The sequence below is a fragment of the Vibrio sp. B172a genome, from assembly GCF_030248355.1.
Taxonomy (GTDB): domain Bacteria; phylum Pseudomonadota; class Gammaproteobacteria; order Enterobacterales; family Vibrionaceae; genus Vibrio; species Vibrio owensii.
In genome coordinates this window covers 42,810-60,498 of sequence record NZ_JAHGAC010000025.1, presented here as the reverse complement: position 1 = coordinate 60,498, position 17,689 = coordinate 42,810, and the positions used below count along the sequence as shown (strand labels likewise).

Here is a 17,689-nt window from a genome sequence, read left to right as displayed (position 1 = left end):
ACAATTTGAAGCGACTAATCGAACTTTAGCTTATAAACATTAATGATAAGAAGTGAATTCGAAGCTTAATAACCTCTTAAAAAAGGAGGTTGAGATAAGGAAAAAATAATTTCATAACAACAACTTACCAACCTTAAAATTAAGGTTGAAAGTATAGAAAAGTGGCAATGAAATGATGACATTGAACCATGATTTTTTTATTTGGAGATTACACTCTATTTAGCTTATTATTGCCGCAGTTTGGTTATTACTCAATCGCGTGTTCATAGAATGCTTACTTTAAACAAGACATCAACGCTTATCCTTTTACTAGCGAGTGTTTTGGCATCAAAAACTCATGCCAATCCATTAAAAAAACTTTGCCGCTATACGCTACTATCGAAATCCGAGGTTCCCGTACTATCAGAATCTTGTCCCTTAGGTCAGGGGCTATGGCAAAATTCTAGTCCCAAAAATTCAAAGTCGTACTTCTGGATACAGTGTGGCGTTTATCAGACTCCAGTTACTGTCAGACATACCTCGACGTTACTGCAAAAACTGAATAAAGCCGTATGGAGTAAAAAGTCTCCATTTGGTTATCATTGTTTACTTGGTCCTTATACTGATTATCTTTCGGCATTGAAAGGACAGCAGCAAGCGAGAAAATTTGAGGCATTTCGAGACAGCACATTAAGAGAAGTGGACTTGTCAAACATCGACTTTCCAAACAGCACACCCACGCATGACTGGCGCCAGTTTAAAATGCCGGGTTATCGCGTTATGGTCCCATTTAGTTCCTTTCAAATAGAAGGACAATATAAAGAAAACGGAAAGCAATGGAACAGAATGAATTACGCAGAGGCTCTACGTACCTGTATGGATCAAGATCTATCACTACCAGACACATCTTTTTGGCAAGAAGCTGAATCAATCGATCTATTCAACATACACAAATTGCCTACATCTGTCCCTTATTGGGGAAAGAATAAACAAGCGTACCTTTCTTCAGGTCGAGAAACTTCATCAACAGAACGATCGTTGCTCAATGCGCTTTGCGTTAGCCCTCTCCAAAACCATGAAGGAAAAAAGTAAAACTCGCTCGTTTCATATCATAAAAATTACGGTCGTATAATTGAAACAGCAGAAAATACTTCAGATACCATACAGACAGAACCAAAAAAATTATTTGGTTCTTTTTTGATTCAGGATAACCAGACATTTCTACCACTCCAACTAAAACTAAAACTAAAACTAAAACTAAGTAAATCAATCACTTAATGACGGAAATTTAAAGCCATATAAGTTTTTAAATCATTTATTTTGAATAAGAACATGGCTTTGTTGTTGACGAAGTGCCACCTTCAACCACTCAATGGACCTAATACACTGTATAGAAAGCTATGAAGGCAGTACGCCATAATAAGCATCCAGTTTAATAATAACCATTAATTTATGAGCTTTTACTTCTCAGTTTTATAGGCGCCCAGTTGCATTTATGCAGCCTATGTCTTATCAATTATTCATACAAAAAGACGAACACTTAGAAAATGTCAGTTGGTTTAGTACAGGCTCATGAAGTTAAAAATACTCTTCCTATCATTTCTAATATTTGGACTGGCTGGCTGGGGTATCGCGATAACCAAGCCAGACAAGCTCGATCACCTTTCTTCTTTTATGACTTACAACTACGTAAAGTCTGTCGTTTGGTATCACTCTAGAGGAAAACTAAAAGAACTAGAGAGCATCATCCTTAACGATGATTTAAGTGATGAAGAAGCTATCAAACGCAAAATCCAGAACATGCTCAAACACCGCTCATCTGTTTACTTACGAGAATTTAATTCACTCGACACTCCAATTCAAAATGTCGGGAACCATTACGAAGAAACGTTCGAGTTCGCACCATTCTTAAATGATGTTTATGAGGTCATTTTTTCGGACAAAGATGTTCACCTTAAACTAAGTTTGATTGCTGACATTATGGAAGCATACCAAACAAAGGCGAACGATCAACTACTTGATTTAATGAATAATAAGGAAGCTAATTTATGAAAAAAATTGCGGTTGTATTATCAGGTTGCGGTGTCTTTGACGGTGCTGAAATTAATGAAGCTGTACTTACACTACTAGCTCTTGAAGAGCGTGGTATTACTTATCAATGTTTCGCTCCGAATAAGCTGCAACTTCACACAATTAATCACCTAAAGGGGGAAAATAGAGAGCAAGCTCGAAATGTACTTGAAGAATCAGCACGCATTGTACGCGGCAACGTAAGTGCGCTATCAGAACTGGACGAACAAGAGTTCTCAGCACTCATAATTCCTGGTGGTTTTGGAGTAGCGAAAAACCTATCAACATTCGCTACTGATGGCGCCGATTTTTCTATTGATGTTGTATTTCAACAAATCATGATCGCCTTTGCTAGCAAGAAGAAGCCTGTAGGTTATATGTGTATCGCTCCAGTACTTTTACCTAAAGTGTATAATGGTGTCCGTTGCACAATTGGTTCCGATGCAGGAACAGCAAGTGTCATTAACAAACTAGGAGGGCTACATATTGACTGCCCTGTGGACAGTATTGTTGTAGATAACGATTACAATGTTGTAACAACGCCTGCCTACATGCTAGCTGGGAGTATTGTTGATGCTAAAAAAGGCATCGATAAGCTAGTAGAACAGGTGGCCTCCTTAATTTAAAGTGTTACATCTATGGAAAGCACATACGATATTTTCTGCACTATTGGTTTAAGTGCATTTATGGGGCTTGGCCTTTGGCTTGCTCTAGAGTTTTTTCCTTTTCAATCAAACAGAGTCACCACAATGGAGACAACTTTGGAAGAAAAGGGGTCGTCAAAAGCCGGGCTTTTGTTTAATCCCTCTCAGAACGCGGTTTTACACGGAGAGGATGAGGTATTGAGGATAAAGCAGGGTAGTACCAACCACCGTTTTATTAGTTATCTGTTTGAACATGAAGGCCAAGACATCCCTATTGAGCAGTTATATCAAGATCTCAGGTTGCCAGAAGATACTTACTTAAAAAAGCTTATCGCGAACACTAAGCTACCAAAAGAAATAAGGAGCCAAGCGTTCGTTGTTAGCAAAAACACAATTCGCTTTCAGACAAATCTCGATTAAGAGTGCAGCCGTGAGGCTGCATTATCGCGGGCAAATAGAGGATATAACACGTCCTAAAACATCGACCTTAGATAGCTGTTGAAAAGTAAGAACTTCGTCTTTTAGACTACCTAAAGATTGCATCCTAACACCGGTTGATGTGAAAGATAACCGGCGAATAGACACGAAATCTTGAGTTTTGAAAACATAGAGTTTGTCGTCTTTATAATGTCGGTCTTCAAGATCGACAATCAACTGACTTCCGTCAGGAAGTACATCCCCCATGCTGTGCCCTTCGACTTGAACATACACGAGTCGCTCGCTGTGACCTGAAGGGAGCAGCCGAGCATCGAAAAATACAGATTCATCGCCACCTTTATAAGATTGAATCGATACCACAAAACTCTCAGAAACAGGTGTTACTTTCGTTCCATCAACACCAACTCGCAACCATTCGAAACTAACATTGTAGTGTTCAGCCAAACGTTTGAGCTTCGCGTCCCTGGGAGTTATTAGGTCTTTTTCCCATTTGCCAATCGTCACTCCGGTAACGCCAGCAACCTTACCTGTAAACTCTTTTGTTTCTTTATTAATGGTTCTTAAATCTTCGAGCCTTTGGCCAAGTGTACTCATATCTTTCAACACAAAGAAAACATTAACCAAATTGTAGATTTCGAGCCAAAACCTTAAAAGTAGAAAAACTAACTAAAGTTTACAATAAATCTTTAAGGTTGATATAACTTTAAATTTAGGCTAATTTATAAACACACACACAAATGCCGATATAACTTTTGGACAAGAAGGTAATCAATTGAAAATTTGGGGTTTCTCATTGTTTTCTCAATCATCCGAGAAACAAACCCTTTTCTTAGACAGATAAAGCGTGATTTAAGTCACGTTTATTTTATGTTTTTTATCTTGTTTCCTCGTACTTTTAGTTCAACTTTAAAGTATAGGTTTCGAGACTTGAGGCTAAGGAGGGCGATATGCGGACTTGTTTGAAAACAGTAATGTAAAAGTAAGGCCCGTACTTTCTGTTAATTTCTTCACCACTTAATTTTTATGAGGTCAATATGAGTTCTGAACTCAAATCTACTAATGCAAAGCTTGAAACTGGAATAGCTTTTAAGCTCGCATTTCGACCGAACCAGGTTTTGGAGCACTCTGCGAAAAAAGCAGTACGAACAAAGAAAGCAGAAGCAAAACTTCGTTTAGAAGACCACTTGTTGCGCTTTCCTGACTGGCGTCCGTGAAATCTCGCTTTTCAAACTTTAGACTGCCCGATTTAAGCCATATCAAGCTTAAAGTTAACAACGACTATGGTTGATTAAGTTCTTAAAGCGCCAAGAAGGGCGCGGGGAGAACTAAAAAAATCCCAAAAAATGCGCATCTACATCTCCCGACTCAACCATAGCATTCAGCTGCTCTAGTCAAGTCGTATGAATTGTGTTCATACATAAGCGAGTCAACACAACGCGGGTATTGCAAGATATCCACTTCGCCTATTTTCAAATGCGGGAATCGCCTTCCCGCATCTCAAAGTAGGCTCTTTAGGAATAATGACATCATGCTTAATATCATGTACGGCATGCTACCTTTCGATAGTCAACTCATCTTAGGTGATATGAAAGACAAAGATCAGCTTAAAAAGCTGATCGGACTTTCCTATCAAGACCATGCCATTTTAAAAGTAAAATTTATCTCCAACACTAGCGATGGGCTCATTTTCTGTGCCTTAATTGATACTAATGACAAATTTCAATATCCACTTTTTCAAGGAAAAATTGAGCGCTTATATATCGACAAACGACAACAACGTTTCTGTCTCACACCATCGTTCTCTTCGGCAATTGACGGCTCAAGCATAAGTATCCACGCTCGATCAAGTAATGCGGCACGAAAACGTTACCGCAAAGAGCATAATCAGGTACTTACGCAAGACAATTGGAAGCAGTTTGTGCGCAAACGTAAATCCATTCTCAGTCAATTTACGATGCCCTCAAACCATAACGTTACCCCCTTATCAATTAAGTGAACCTATCAAGCTCGCTTTTGGCTGCTATAACGAGGCGAAGCCTCTTTTAGAGACAAAAGGAGTACCGCGAAGCGGATCCGGCCTTCACTTTAACTCCCCCCTTTCGCCTGCTCCCTTCCAGGCTACATAACTCTTCACTATTCGCATCTCTGCGGATAGTCAGAGCAACATCAGAAAGCCCTGCTTTCTTTATCTCGCGCTTTATGCTTTCGCATAAGTGCTTTTGACATATCCATCTGAATCATCAGATTATTTAGGAAATCTCTACTTATGAATATCAAAACCCGTCTTAACGCTTTCACACTGCGTCTTTATGTGCTTTTCGCAACCTTATTTGCCAGCGTAATGCCCGCTGCTGCTGACGATTTGTTTGCCGGAGGCAAAGAAACCGTCACTAACACGATTGGCGAAGGTTCATCCGGTGAGTTCTACATGCTTGCTGCGGGTCTGATTGGCGGCATCATCGTCGGTATCGTCCAAAAGAACTGGATTGGTGGCATCGTTGGTTTCTTTGTCGGTGTGGTTTTCTGGGAAATCGGCAAAGGCATTGTCGGTCTATAAACAGCAATAACGGAGGGGGCAGAGTTATCTGCCCTTTTTCATCATGGATTATCAAGATAAGCATTCACTTTTCACCTTCCCCAACTACTTGCAGTCCGGCATCAAGCTCGCTGGCTTCCCTATCGATGAGATGCTGCCATCAATGCTGCTCTTTCTGATGCTGTTTAACCTCAACAAAATCGTCGCTATCGCCGCTTGTATCGGGTTCTTTTTGACTATCCGCAGTTTAAAAGTGCGCTTTGGCCAACGGTTCATCATTCATTTTGCGCATTGGTTTGGGGATGAGAACGCCAACAAGCTCATTTTTAAACGCACCCCTCCTGCAACCAAAAAATACTGGATTTACTGATGCTAAGCGAAAACAACGGCGCGGCGCTCAAAGCGTCTCGCTTTCTTAATTATGTCCTCATCGCTGTGGTGTTGGTGGTCTCCATCGCCACGGCAGGTCTTGGTATGGCGCTGGTCACTCAAAACAAAACCGTGCAGCGCACGTTAGTACCACCACACATTGACCGCGCCTTTACTGTTTCTAATGACGCCGTAGACGACGCCTACCTCGCACTGATGGCTGAATGGTGGGTTCATCTTAAGTTCAACATCACGCCGTCAAACGTTAAGCGTCAATTTAACTTGCTCATTACTTATGTGCCATCTGAACACTGGAGTGCTTTACAAGAAAAACTCATGCGTGAAGCAGACTTCATCATCAAAAACGATGTCTCCAGTTTCTTTGAGGTCGATACGGTCTCAACCAACATTAGCAAGATGCAAATTCGCGTCACTGGCACACTCAACAAAACGGTAGGCGGTCGCAAGCTCGACCCTGAACCTGTCACCTACATTCTTCACACGGCCTATCCACATGGTTTGATTGAGCTTCACTCCATTGCTCAAGAGGTTCCATTATGAAACGTATTATTGCCCTTGCTGGCTTATTACTTCTGCCTTTTGGCGTGTATGCCAAAAATATCTCAGCTAAGACCTATCACTTTGCACAAAACGACACCATCGTATTGCCGCTCTCTTCAGTCAATACAAACCGCCTCGTGGTCAAAAGTGACAAAATCATTAACGTCCATTGTCCCCAAGGCTTTTGTGTCGCAACGGGTAACAAGCGCGACCAATCGGGCTCCATCAGCTTAAAAATTAACATCGCCTTACCGTTCACCGCACATGTCGTAACCGAAAAAGGTCGTAACTTTTCCTTGTTTGTGAACCCTAAAGCGGTACCAGCCATCGTCACTGAGTTCATTCCGAATTACTTAGAGTCGGAGCAGAGCGTATTTAACAAAGACATGGAATACCCATTCGCGCTTGGGGCGTTTACCAAACAAATGATTGAGTGGCGACGACATGGCACGCCAGTGCCCGGCTTTAATCTGCACCCCATTGATCCAAAAACGCTACCTAAAGAGAGCACACCTTTGGCCATCATTCCGCAAACGTTGTTCGCCGGACGTCCCTTCTCAGGGATTATTTATCAAGTCAAAAATCAATCCAGTGAACCCATGACATTGACGGAAGCGCAGTTCTACAGCTACTCAAGCCGAAGCGCATCCTTAGATGACTATCATCTTAAGCCTGGCGCATCAACGCATCTCTACATCATCACTGGAGGACAGTAGCCATGATGCAACAAATCAAACAGTGGTTATCCAAAGAGGGAGACTTAGACAATGGAATAATCACCAACGAACAAAGTAAGAAACGCAATCAAATCATCAGTGTGTTGGTGTTAGTCCTACTCGCAGGTTTGTTTTTTACGTTTAAGCACTTTAAAAAACCGCGCACCTCATTAGATACGAGTGCAAAAGCCGTAGCTGAGGCGCCAAACTTTGGTGAAATCATTACCGATGACTTTACCGACAAAGACAACCGCTCAGCGTTAACGCTACAAGGGTTAGACATCGTCGAAGTCAAAGAAAAAATGCGACAACTTGAAACGGAGTATGAGCGCCTGACCAAACGCAATGACACCACACTAGAGCAGATGAAAAAGGAAAATGACCGCCTTCGTGATGAGTTACAAGCGCAGAAAGAGCTGGTCACATCGATGCAGACTCAGCCACCGCAGGAGGAGACCACTTCAAACCTTAGGGCTGACACTTTTGGCGTAAGACCTTTGCCACCAAAACCACTGCCTTCGTACGCGACCAATGATTTGCAAAAAGACGACTTCCAATATTCTTCCTCCGATAAAACGCACTTTGAAGGAAGCGGTCAAGGGTTTGATTCGTTTGATTTTCATTGGGAAGAAGTCAACAAAATCCCTTATCGTCGAACCACCGAAAACTACGTTCCCTCAGGCAGTTTTGTGACGGCAAAAATCACCGGTGGTGCGGATGCGAATGCTGGCGTGTTTGGTCAAAGTGATACCGCACCGATTGTCTTTCAAACCATTCACGAAGGGGTGTTGCCTAACGGTGAAAAATCTCACCTTAAAAACTGCACCATCGTTGGCAGCGTGTATGGCGAGCTTTCTTCAAGTCGAGGCATCGTTCGTACCAACACATTAAGCTGCATTAAAGAGGGGCGCATCATTGATATTCCCGTGCAAGGCACGGTGTTTAACTTTGGTCGTAATGGTATTCGTGGGACCTCAGTGCTTCGCAATGGCAAAATCGTCCAAATGGCCGGTATTTCTGGCATTTTAACGGGGCTGGGTGAAACCGGAGCAGGATTGGCCAGCACCACCTCAACCTCGGCGCTCGGTTCAACATCAAGCATCAACAGTGAAGACGTAGGATTAAGTTTGCTTGGTAATGCTACCTCTGAGGTCGGCAGCAAGTTGTCTGACTACTACATTGCGCTTGCCGAGCAATACCATCCCTTCATTGAAATCAACCCTGGCGGCATCGTGAACATCGTATTTACACAAGGCTTTCCTCTCGATGATGAAGGTATTGAACAATACGAAGAGACCATGGCGCAAGAGCAAGCCCAACAAAGGCAATCGAATGGCATTTTAGAAACCATCTCGCTCAACCCGCTCGCCAATGAACTCAATCAACAACTTAGGTAACTCGTATGACCATGAAATTTTTTTCTTTTGTTGTGCTTGTGATCAGCACACTGGCAGGCTGTTCGGCAGGCTTTCAAGACGAATTTAGCTGCCAAAAAATTGGGGGCACACCGGGCTGTGCCAGTATGGATGAAATCCGCAATTCGATTGATGCGCCGGAGCCACAGGCCATGATTGATGCCAATGTACTCAAAAACCATCCCTTCGCCCTTCTGCCAAGACGCAATCGTGAAGGCCACCCAACACGAACACAAGATACGGTTCGTAAAGTCGTCGTATTCCCTTTCACCTCTGACGACACCAAAATCTATATCGATACGATGGATATCTACATTCTGCTCGATGAATCCACGTGGACAGGCCGCCCTGTTGCGTCAATAAAAAAGGATTAATGCCATGGGCGTTGCAAAAGATCTAAAAGGCTTCTATCTCGATGCCAAACGTGAGTACAACCACCTGCACTCTGAATTACCTTATCGCACTTACGATGTCAGCACTGGCTTGTTCCATAACCGAAAAGGCGTAGGGTTTGGGTTTAAACTCAGTGTACTGGCTGGCGCTAATGATGATTTAGTCGATTCACTCAATCGCCTCATCATGGATTTACCTTCTGGCAATAAATGGAATTACCACTTTTCCATGCTTGGACACAACCATGTCAGCCACATGATTGAGCAAAATGCCGCCATCAAATCGGCACGTGGTGGCATCTGCGAAGAGCTTGCCAAGCAAGAAGCCGACTACGGTAAACTTGCTGCGCAGCAAGGCTTCTTTCATCGGCAAAAACACTACTTTGACATTAAGAACTACGACGCGTGGTTGTTCGTATCAAGCACCGCAGACATTGAGAACGTGATAGATTGTAAAGAATCCCTCTTTACTTCCCTATCCCAAACCGGACTAAACCTGACGCCACTCACGCCCGAAGGGTTGATTAACTATGTTGAGGGCATACTCAACTTTGACCCGACCAAAACCGCGCCAAGTGAGTCTGAGTACGCACCAGAAGAGCTCATTTACAAACAAATTCTGTCTCCAGATACGGAGTTCTTAACACGGCGCACTTACACTGACGTTCGCTTTAGCAACCGCCAACACCATACCGTCAAACCACGGATGATTTCATTAGGTCTTCGCAGTACGCCGCGCTCGTTTCGTTTGTATTCGCTACCCGATTGCTTTTCCTCACTGAAAAATGTCGCCAAAAACGTGCAGTGTCCTCATCTGATGACGCTCAACTTTCGCAACCAAGATACCGGTAACTTTGCCAATAAAAACGGCGCTCGCATCGGTGAACTGGAAAAAACACTCAAATCCCCAATGGCCATGTTTTTTCCTCAAGCCAAGAAAGAACTCGCGGAGCGGGAAAAAATCCGTGACGAATTGTCAGATAACCTCAACGCCATGTCGAGCATGCACCTCACGTTGACGTTGTTTTCCAGTCCAGAGCATGAACGCGTGCATCGCACGACTGCCATCAATGCGTTTCGAGCCGGAGGACTGGATATGCAGGTCATCGCTATGCTGCAAAGCCAGGCGCTCATGACCACACTGCCATTTATGATGTGTGATGGATTTTGGGACGATTGCGACCGCGCAGGACACATCCATACGGTTAAATCTTCCAACGTAGCCAACCTATTGCCCTTAATTCTGGATGTCAAAAACTTCAGTGGCGGCATGATGCTGCCAACCATGCGTCAACAAGCGTTTTGGTTTAACCCTTTTAACTGTGGCTCAGACAACTACAACATCGCACTCACAGGCGGTTCAGGTGCAGGCAAGTCCTTCTTTGTGCAAAAACTGGCCGAAACGTTGTACGCCATGAACGGGAAAATTTGGGCGTTGGATAAAGGCAAAAGCTTTAAAAAACTCACTCTGATGCTCGGTGGCAGCTACATGACATCAGAGAAGATTTATCTCAACCCTTTTACGCACCTTGAGCACATTGCCAAAGGCGATGAATACACCGACGAGACGGGTGAAAAGGTCAACCCTCTCAAAGAAACCCTGCACACCATCACAGGACTTTTTGCCACCATGGCGTGCCCGTCTCGTGAAATGGCGGACTTTGAAAAATCGATTTTGGCCGATTGCATCATCACAGCTTGGGAAAAACACAAAAGCCAGACTTTGGTTGACCATGTGCAAGAAGCGCTCTTTGCCGCGGCCGAAAGCAACAACCACGACCGACGCATTTCGGACATTGCCATGCAACTCAACAAGTATCGCTCGGACGGCATTTACGGGGACACCTTCAACAAGCCATCCATGCTCAACCCTGATGTGCATTTCACCACGATTGAGTTGGACGGTTTTCCATCGGACATCATGAGGCCTGTCATTTTTGCGCTCATGTCGAGCATCACACAGCAGATGTATCTCTCTGGTAGTCGCTCGACGCCTAAAATGTGCATCATTGAAGAAGCGTGGTCCTTGATGGCAGGCTCTAACGCTCAGGCACAGGAGTTCATTAATACCGGCTATCGCACCGCCCGTAAATTTGGTGGTTCATTCTGTACGGTCACGCAAGGCATTGAGGACTTCTACAGCACACCAGAAGCGCTAGCGGCATTTAACAACTCAGACATTCATATTACCCTTCGCCAAGGTAGTGGTCTTGATAAGTTCATCAAAGAAAACCCTGAGCATTTTTCCGCGTATGAACAATTTGTCTTGAAAAGCTTCTCGGCATCCTCCACCGCAGGTTACAGCTCGGTCATGCTCAAAGCCGGAGGACGCACTACCTTCCACCGGCTTTTTGCCGACCCTTTCACCAGAGCGTGCTTATCCACTGAGCCTCATGAGGCGCAGTATTGTGAGACATTAATGAAGCAAGGCATCGATGTTATGGATGCGATCAACCAAACCGCGATGCATTACTATGGCGATGAAATCACGCTCTTTAATCAACGAGTCTACGGTAAGGAGGCCGCATGAAAAAATACCTCATGATCATTATCGGCCTCGTCACTGTCAGTGTCATGACGGCTGTCTTCACCTTAGCACTAACACCACCGCCTCAAACGGTGGTGTTTGACATTAAGGGGACATTAGAACGTTATCAGGAAACCCTGCTTGAAGCGGAACTGAGCGACACTGAACATCGCAAACAACTGGCGGCGTTTGATAGGAAGGCCAGACAAATTCTCGATGACTACGCCAACACGCACCACCTTGTCATTGTGGTGCCTGGTGCGGTGATAACAGGCGCACCCGATATGACCATCGCGCTTCAACGTCACATCATTGATGAGATGAAGCGTCTTCCACAGCGTTAGGCGTCAAAAAGTGAGGCATCATCATGATTTTCATTACTGACAGACCCTCGACACAAAGCAAAGCACTGCTCTTAGAGAACAAACACCTCCCTTTGATATACAAGCGCCTTGACGGTCGACAACTTGCTCGATTCATTGCGCCTAAATGGGGTTGGACACCTTGGGATTTGTGGCAGGTACGCCAGCAAATACCACTAGAGTGGTGGCAAGCGGGCGCCGAAGCTTATTTAGGCGATGCCTTAATAGGGAGCACTCAATTTTAAAGGAACATTCATGACACGCTCAACCTTTACACTTATCAGCGCATTGCTACTGTTTCACTCCTCCATGGCGATAAGTAAGCATCTTGGCCGCCAAGGTGAAGTTTTTCCAATTATTGAAATCGATATGTTGGAATGGATAGAAACAAGGCTAAAACACCTTGAAGCCACAGGTCAAACCGCTCAAATGCAACAAGACTTTATCGAGCGCGTAGAAAGCAAAGTGCGTCGGCCTACGCCCGTTGAAGGACTCACCACCACCACGACCCCTCGAACTTTTTACATCGACCCATCCTTGAAACTGGCGACCGATATTAAAGATGCGCAGGGCAAACTCCTTTACACCAAAGGCTTGGTCATCAACCCTTTCGATACCGATACATGGCCAACCGATATTCCAAAGGTGCAATTTGAATATCAACACACCTTGGTTTTCTTTGATGGTGATGATCCAAACCAACGTTCATGGGCGAAACAATTTATCTCGGACAAGCCCATCAAGTGGATATTAACCAATGGCAGTCCGGATGAACTGGCGCCTCTCATGGATGCGAGGATCTACTTTGACCAACAAGGCCACTACAGCCGCCAGTTCCAGCTATCACATGTCCCTTCAGTGATAGAGCAAGACGGTAAACGTTGGAAAGTCACCGAAATCGACGCCACCCCCTTCGCCACATCAATGGAGAAACCAAACAAATAAGGAGAAATGCTTTGAAAGCCCATTGGATACTGCTTGTCTTGGTGAGTCTGTCACCTTGGCAAGCCCAAGCAAAATCCGCTGCCTGTACCGGACAGTTTATCAACCCTATTTCAGACATCTGTTGGAAATGCCTCTTTCCTATGACGCTTGGCAGTGTGCCCTTGATAAGTTCAAAATACCCCGACACGCGAAACCCAAGTATGCCCATATCCTTTTGCCCCAAGCCACCCCCAATTTTTATGCAAATAGGCTTAAACATCGGATATTGGGAGCCCTATTCTCTTGTCGATGTGACGCGGGTGCCCTATTGCATGGTCAACATGGGAATGCAGCTTAGTGGAAGTAACCACCAACAACTCGGTGGCTCACAACACGACGCCAGCAGTAAAACCAGCGGCAACGCGTTTTACCATGTGCATTGGTACAAATATCCGCTGATTTACTGGTTACAACTGCTGCAATCGGCGGCTTGTATGTCAACGGACAACTTTGATATCGCGTACTTAACAGAGCTCGATCCCCTTTGGGATGACGATGAGCTCTCATTCATCTTAAACCCTGAAGCGATCTTGTTTGGTAACCCGATAACGCAACTATCTTGCGTGACCGAAGCCATGGCGACCACGTCTGGCAAAGTTTTACCTTTTGATGCCTTGTTCTGGTGCTTGGGCTCACAAGGTAGTGCTTACCCTCTGACAGGAAACAGTGCTTATTCCCATACTGGCCCACAAGTGGGTGCATTGATGATGGAGAGGTTTAATTTCAAGATGCACAGACAAGGGATTGTGTGGGAGACACGAGGTGAGGATGGTGCCATCTGCTATCAATGGCCGGAGCCGATTTTGCCAAAAAGTCGTTATCGTTATCAACTCTCTGCCCCTATCAGCGATGCAGGAAACTGCTATCCGTATGGAACCACATCTACGTTATGGGAACAAGGGAAAGACAACCCGACGACGGGTGGCAACTTTGGCTTTGTGAACTGGCGAAAACGCAACTGCGTGTTCTTGTAAAAAAACGAGTGAGGCCGTAGAGGTGTCTGCGAATAGCTCGCTCGTTAATCGAAATACATCATCATTCTTATTATACAAGGAGCACGCAGAAATCCATTCTGAGTGCCTGCTTACTTTCCACCCAAACTGGGACTTTGGCAATAAAAAAGCCAGTAGGAAACCTACTGGCAAAACTTGCAAAAACGCAGTTACAACTTCCAATGGAAGCGGTAATAGACGATGCATACTTACATTTACACCGCAAGAGTTGGGACGGTGCATTTGCACTATCGATGACATTGGTGTTATCAGCGACTTTTTATTTATTCAATTGTGATTTTGCTCCAACCATACCTTCATCAACATCACCGTATCATCAAAAGGTTACTCGATATCACCACACATCAAAGACTGACTTTACTCAATAAGGAAAACCAACTATGGAAAACTCAACCCATTGGATCACGCATAATTTGCGTCAAAAAGCGCTGTTAGCGTGCGCTGCAACCTTAATTAATATAGGCATTGTCGAATATGGCATCACCTTCACCCTCACTCAGTGGATAAGTTGGTTATTTTTTACTGCCATCTTCCTCGCCGCGTTAGTCTTCTTCCCTAAATTCATTCGCCCCAAAAAAATTACATCCAAGACAATGCGCACCTTGGCCGCACCGCTGTTGCTCATTGTCACGCTCTTTATTTGTTGGAGGCTTGGGTTAAACCTGAGCCAAACCGCGGCATATGTGGTATCGGCTGCGATATTGATATTGGGACTAGAGTTTCACGACCTCACGAAAGCATCGCACCCTACTGCCGACACGACAACTAATGAAGCGCAAACAGAGCAACATTAGCACGGCATCATTCACCATGACCGAAAAAGCGCACCGTTAACCGTGCGCTTTTTCTTCCATTGAGGCTAGTAAAAACGGCCTTGAACATAAGCAGCAAGAGCGAGTGATAAAAAACATCCAAATTTTTCACCAAATGTCGCGCTCTTAAATCCACACCAACAAAGGAGACCGCATGCCATCAAACCTAAATGCCTTGTTGCTACTCCCTGCCTTGCTTGTCAGCCCTCTTTCACTTGCTAAAGTGGGTTACTCTCAAGACGAACTCAACGCCCTCGCCAAACAAGAACAAGCGGTGGCTGCACCTGAAAGCCAATCTGAGATTGCCAGGCTCATTGAACAAAGTCAGCAATATCGCCAAGAGGCGCTGTCCATGCACCAACACATGGACAACGCATTAAAAGATTCACCGCTTGCCAGCGTACTCGGAACGCCAACTCCCAATCCAAACAAAGAGGCGCAAGGCGTGATGGTGTTTGTTTCGCTTTCAATGCCTGACCAAGCCCTGCGGCAACTGCTGAGACAAAGCCAAGAATATCAAGTGCCATTGGTGATACGAGGCGTACTGCCGGAAGGCTTTGTGCCGACCACCACTCGCATTACAAGCTTGTTGGAAAAGCCCGACAAAACACACATTGAAAGCGGCCTTGCCATCAATCCTGAGTGGTTTCGTCAATTCAACATTACCCATGTTCCTGCGTTTGTGTCCATGAATGAGTCGTGCACGCAAGCGCAGTGCTCAGAGAGCGACTACGACATTGTCTATGGCAACGTTTCCCTTCCTAGTGCGCTGGAGATACTAAGCCAAGGAGACGTTGGGTACATCGCCAAACAAGTATTAAAAAGGAAAACACCGTGAACCAACGCGACGTCATTCAGGATTGCCTTCGTTTTACGTTGGCCTCCTTAATGCTGATGTCTACTCAAGCATTCAGCGACCCACAAGAAAGTACGTTTTACGACCATGTAGAGTGGGCCAAACATGCGCCAGCTAACGCTTATAACGATCCCAACATGACACTCAACTTGTCTGATTTTTGTGCAGGCGACAATCCGGATTGTGTTGATGAGATACGTGATCCAGAAGAAGCAGGCATGAGCCACACTCAAATCACCGACAAGTCTACAACCGAGTTTTACAGCAACGACAATGCCAAGGCGATACAGGATAACTTTAATAACAACGACTATACCCTAGATCCCAATGACGACACTTATCGATTCTCGACGCTTGGCATCGATAACGCCTATGAAATCAGTCATGGTCAATCCAATGAGTTTGTGGATTGTCAGTCAGGCTCACAATGTCTCGTCGAACACAGCGAACGCACCTGCACGGCGCCAACGCGGAGCCCCGTTCCATGCTATAGCGAGCCAATCGCCACCGTCGAAGTCGGCACGACGCATTACCAATGCCCGAATGGATGGACACTAAACGGCACTACGTGTCACGGTGAAGTGGAAGAGTGCCGCTTTGACTACGGACGCAATGAGGTAACGACCTATTCAGGTGCCTATGGCAGTAATAGAACCACGTACAAATGGGATGGCCGCGTGGTCAACGCCCAAGAATATCGAAAAGGTGCATTGAAATACTCCAATACTGTTTCCTGTGGTCACCAAGGCGATTTTCAGTGCAAAACCCAACGATATGAAATCTGCGGTCTCGTTCCTACCGAGCAACCTGCTGGCCTTATCTGCGATGAAGGTTACACCCTCTCAGGTGCGCAGTGCATCAAAAACTCCTTCACATGGAAAAGTGAATGCTCGCTTCCTGGCGAATGTTCTCAAGTTGAAAAACTGTGCATTGACGGCGCTGACACGCGCATCATCAATGGCATTCCAACCTACCTCGACTGTTGGAAGTATCAACTGAACCATGTGTGCGATTTTCCTAATGCCTGTCAATCATTACCACAAGATTGCGAAGCCAAAACCGAATCAGCAAGTTGCAACCTTGAGCTCAACGGAGTGTGCGTAGAACAAAACATTCCGCATATCTGCACAACCAAACAATGCAGCGAAACACGCTTACTTTGTGGTGAAGAATCGTTTTGCCTTGATGGTGATTGTTTTGAAGAAATGCCAACGACGGATGATTCTTTTGATGAAAGCGCCTCAGCCTTGGCCGCCTTGGGAGAGGCAGCGGAAGGCATTGGCGATCCACCAAAAATATTTACTGGTCAGGCCATGAAATGCACCGACAAAGCGTTTGGTTTGGCGGATTGTTGTAAAGATGGCGGATGGGGCACTGACATTGGTATTGATGAATGCAATGAAGAAGAGAAAGCCCTTGGTCAAGCTAAAGAACAAGGCGTCACCGTTGCGCTTGGTAGTTACTGTGCGAGCTCTGTTCTTGGCGTGTGTACACGCAAGAAGAAAACCTACTGTGTGTTTGATAGCAAGCTTGCCCGTATCATTCAGCAGCAAGGCGTAAAAGGACAATTAGGCATCAGTTTTGGCTCAGCTAAGCACCCTATCTGCGGCGCTATTACACCTGAGCAGCTTCAAGCCATCGATTTTGAATTGATTGATTTTTCTGATTTCTACGGCGATATGCACGATAACACCAATCTACCTTCCGAAGAGGAAATCAAAGATCGCATCACCAGCGCTTATGGTGATTAACGCCACCTCAAACTATTGCACCTATTGGCGTCCAGCCAATTTAAACAAAAGTAACCATAAAATGAACCACTTACTGCTATTGGCAACCCTGCTTTCCTTGGCGGGGTTTGCGCTCACCCTACTTCGGCACATCTTGTTTAAACGGCAGCTCTACCGCCTAAAACAAGAAATGATAGCGCACAAACAAAAGCACGGTATCGACGAACCACTTTGGACGCTCTTTCACTCTAGAACGAGCAAGATGTTACGATTCTGGCAATGAAG

21 protein-coding genes are annotated in these 17,689 nt (G+C 45.0%); 20 read left to right on the top strand and 1 reads right to left on the bottom strand.

What is annotated here, in order from left to right; all coding sequences use genetic code 11:
• Positions 1 to 270: 270 nt before the first annotated feature.
• The 4 genes from KIT90_RS20580 to KIT90_RS20565 all read left to right on the top strand — a co-directional run bounded on the left by KIT90_RS20580 (position 271) and on the right by KIT90_RS20565 (position 3,113).
• Positions 271 to 1,071: a hypothetical protein gene (locus KIT90_RS20580; protein WP_285378435.1), complete on the top strand. Its 801-nt coding sequence runs from the start codon at positions 271 to 273 to the stop codon at positions 1,069 to 1,071.
• A gap of 480 nt (positions 1,072 to 1,551) precedes the next feature.
• The gene (locus KIT90_RS20575) at positions 1,552 to 2,031 is read left to right on the top strand and encodes a hypothetical protein (RefSeq protein ID WP_285378433.1); all 480 of its coding nucleotides are present in this window, start codon (positions 1,552 to 1,554) and stop codon (positions 2,029 to 2,031) included.
• Entirely contained in the window at positions 2,028 to 2,675 is a 648-nt protein-coding gene (gene elbB / locus KIT90_RS20570) for an isoprenoid biosynthesis glyoxalase ElbB (protein WP_285378432.1), read from the top strand. The genes KIT90_RS20575 and elbB overlap by 4 nt, the downstream gene beginning before the upstream one ends.
• 12 nt (positions 2,676 to 2,687) lie before the next feature.
• Positions 2,688 to 3,113: a hypothetical protein gene (locus KIT90_RS20565; RefSeq protein ID WP_285378430.1), complete on the top strand. Its 426-nt coding sequence runs from the start codon at positions 2,688 to 2,690 to the stop codon at positions 3,111 to 3,113.
• A 21-nt stretch (positions 3,114 to 3,134) separates the two neighbouring features.
• Here KIT90_RS20565 and KIT90_RS20560 read toward each other — a convergent pair whose 3' ends face one another.
• Positions 3,135 to 3,737 carry an XRE family transcriptional regulator gene (locus tag KIT90_RS20560; RefSeq protein WP_285378428.1) on the bottom strand — a complete coding sequence of 201 codons (603 nt, stop codon included), beginning with the start codon at positions 3,735 to 3,737 and terminating at the stop codon, positions 3,135 to 3,137.
• 428 nt (positions 3,738 to 4,165) lie between these two features.
• Here KIT90_RS20560 and KIT90_RS20555 point away from each other — a divergent pair, with 428 nt between their 5' ends.
• The 16 genes from KIT90_RS20555 (at position 4,166) to traN (ending at position 17,425) form a co-directional block, all read left to right on the top strand.
• Positions 4,166 to 4,345 (top strand): TraY domain-containing protein, encoded by a 180-nt coding sequence (locus KIT90_RS20555; RefSeq protein WP_285378427.1) that lies wholly within the window; start codon positions 4,166 to 4,168, stop codon positions 4,343 to 4,345.
• 314 nt (positions 4,346 to 4,659) lie between these two features.
• Positions 4,660 to 5,127: a hypothetical protein gene (locus KIT90_RS20550; RefSeq protein ID WP_285378426.1), complete on the top strand. Its 468-nt coding sequence runs from the start codon at positions 4,660 to 4,662 to the stop codon at positions 5,125 to 5,127.
• Positions 5,128 to 5,397: 270 nt separating this feature from the next.
• Positions 5,398 to 5,688, top strand: coding sequence for a type IV conjugative transfer system pilin TraA (locus KIT90_RS20545; protein ID WP_285378425.1), 291 nt, complete (start codon positions 5,398 to 5,400; stop codon positions 5,686 to 5,688).
• Positions 5,689 to 5,731: 43 nt separating this feature from the next.
• Positions 5,732 to 6,037: a type IV conjugative transfer system protein TraL gene (gene traL, locus KIT90_RS20540; protein ID WP_285378422.1), complete on the top strand. Its 306-nt coding sequence runs from the start codon at positions 5,732 to 5,734 to the stop codon at positions 6,035 to 6,037.
• A complete protein-coding gene (traE, locus tag KIT90_RS20535) occupies positions 6,037 to 6,597 on the top strand; it encodes a type IV conjugative transfer system protein TraE (protein ID WP_285378421.1) in 561 nt (186 codons plus the stop codon). Before traL ends, traE begins: the two co-directional genes overlap by 1 nt.
• A complete protein-coding gene (traK, locus tag KIT90_RS20530) occupies positions 6,594 to 7,313 on the top strand; it encodes a type-F conjugative transfer system secretin TraK (protein ID WP_285378419.1) in 720 nt (239 codons plus the stop codon). Before traE ends, traK begins: the two co-directional genes overlap by 4 nt.
• Positions 7,314 to 7,318: 5 nt before the next feature.
• Positions 7,319 to 8,710, top strand: a complete 1,392-nt coding sequence (locus KIT90_RS20525) for a TrbI/VirB10 family protein (RefSeq protein WP_373417708.1) — start codon at positions 7,319 to 7,321, stop codon at positions 8,708 to 8,710.
• 5 nt (positions 8,711 to 8,715) lie between these two features.
• Positions 8,716 to 9,102: a type IV conjugative transfer system protein TraV gene (locus KIT90_RS20520; protein WP_285378415.1), complete on the top strand. Its 387-nt coding sequence runs from the start codon at positions 8,716 to 8,718 to the stop codon at positions 9,100 to 9,102.
• Between the two features lie 4 nt (positions 9,103 to 9,106).
• Positions 9,107 to 11,650 carry a type IV secretion system protein TraC gene (traC, locus tag KIT90_RS20515; protein WP_285378413.1) on the top strand — a complete coding sequence of 848 codons (2,544 nt, stop codon included), beginning with the start codon at positions 9,107 to 9,109 and terminating at the stop codon, positions 11,648 to 11,650.
• On the top strand, positions 11,647 to 11,991 hold the full coding sequence (locus KIT90_RS20510) for a TrbI F-type domain-containing protein (RefSeq protein WP_285378412.1): 345 nt from the start codon (positions 11,647 to 11,649) through the stop codon (positions 11,989 to 11,991). The genes traC and KIT90_RS20510 overlap by 4 nt, the downstream gene beginning before the upstream one ends.
• Before the next feature lie 23 nt (positions 11,992 to 12,014).
• Positions 12,015 to 12,254 carry a hypothetical protein gene (locus KIT90_RS20505; RefSeq protein WP_285378411.1) on the top strand — a complete coding sequence of 80 codons (240 nt, stop codon included), beginning with the start codon at positions 12,015 to 12,017 and terminating at the stop codon, positions 12,252 to 12,254.
• Positions 12,255 to 12,264: 10 nt separating this feature from the next.
• Positions 12,265 to 12,954, top strand: coding sequence for a type-F conjugative transfer system protein TraW (gene traW, locus KIT90_RS20500; RefSeq protein ID WP_285378410.1), 690 nt, complete (start codon positions 12,265 to 12,267; stop codon positions 12,952 to 12,954).
• 26 nt (positions 12,955 to 12,980) lie between these two features.
• Entirely contained in the window at positions 12,981 to 13,967 is a 987-nt protein-coding gene (gene traU, locus KIT90_RS20495; protein ID WP_373417707.1) for a conjugal transfer pilus assembly protein TraU, read from the top strand.
• Between the two features lie 419 nt (positions 13,968 to 14,386).
• A complete protein-coding gene (locus KIT90_RS20490; RefSeq protein WP_285378406.1) occupies positions 14,387 to 14,800 on the top strand; it encodes a hypothetical protein in 414 nt (137 codons plus the stop codon).
• 172 nt (positions 14,801 to 14,972) lie between these two features.
• Positions 14,973 to 15,656 (top strand): type-F conjugative transfer system pilin assembly protein TrbC, encoded by a 684-nt coding sequence (gene trbC / locus KIT90_RS20485; protein WP_285378405.1) that lies wholly within the window; start codon positions 14,973 to 14,975, stop codon positions 15,654 to 15,656.
• On the top strand, positions 15,653 to 17,425 hold the full coding sequence (traN, locus tag KIT90_RS20480; protein ID WP_285378404.1) for a type-F conjugative transfer system mating-pair stabilization protein TraN: 1,773 nt from the start codon (positions 15,653 to 15,655) through the stop codon (positions 17,423 to 17,425). The genes trbC and traN overlap by 4 nt, the downstream gene beginning before the upstream one ends.
• Positions 17,426 to 17,689: the final 264 nt, after the last annotated feature.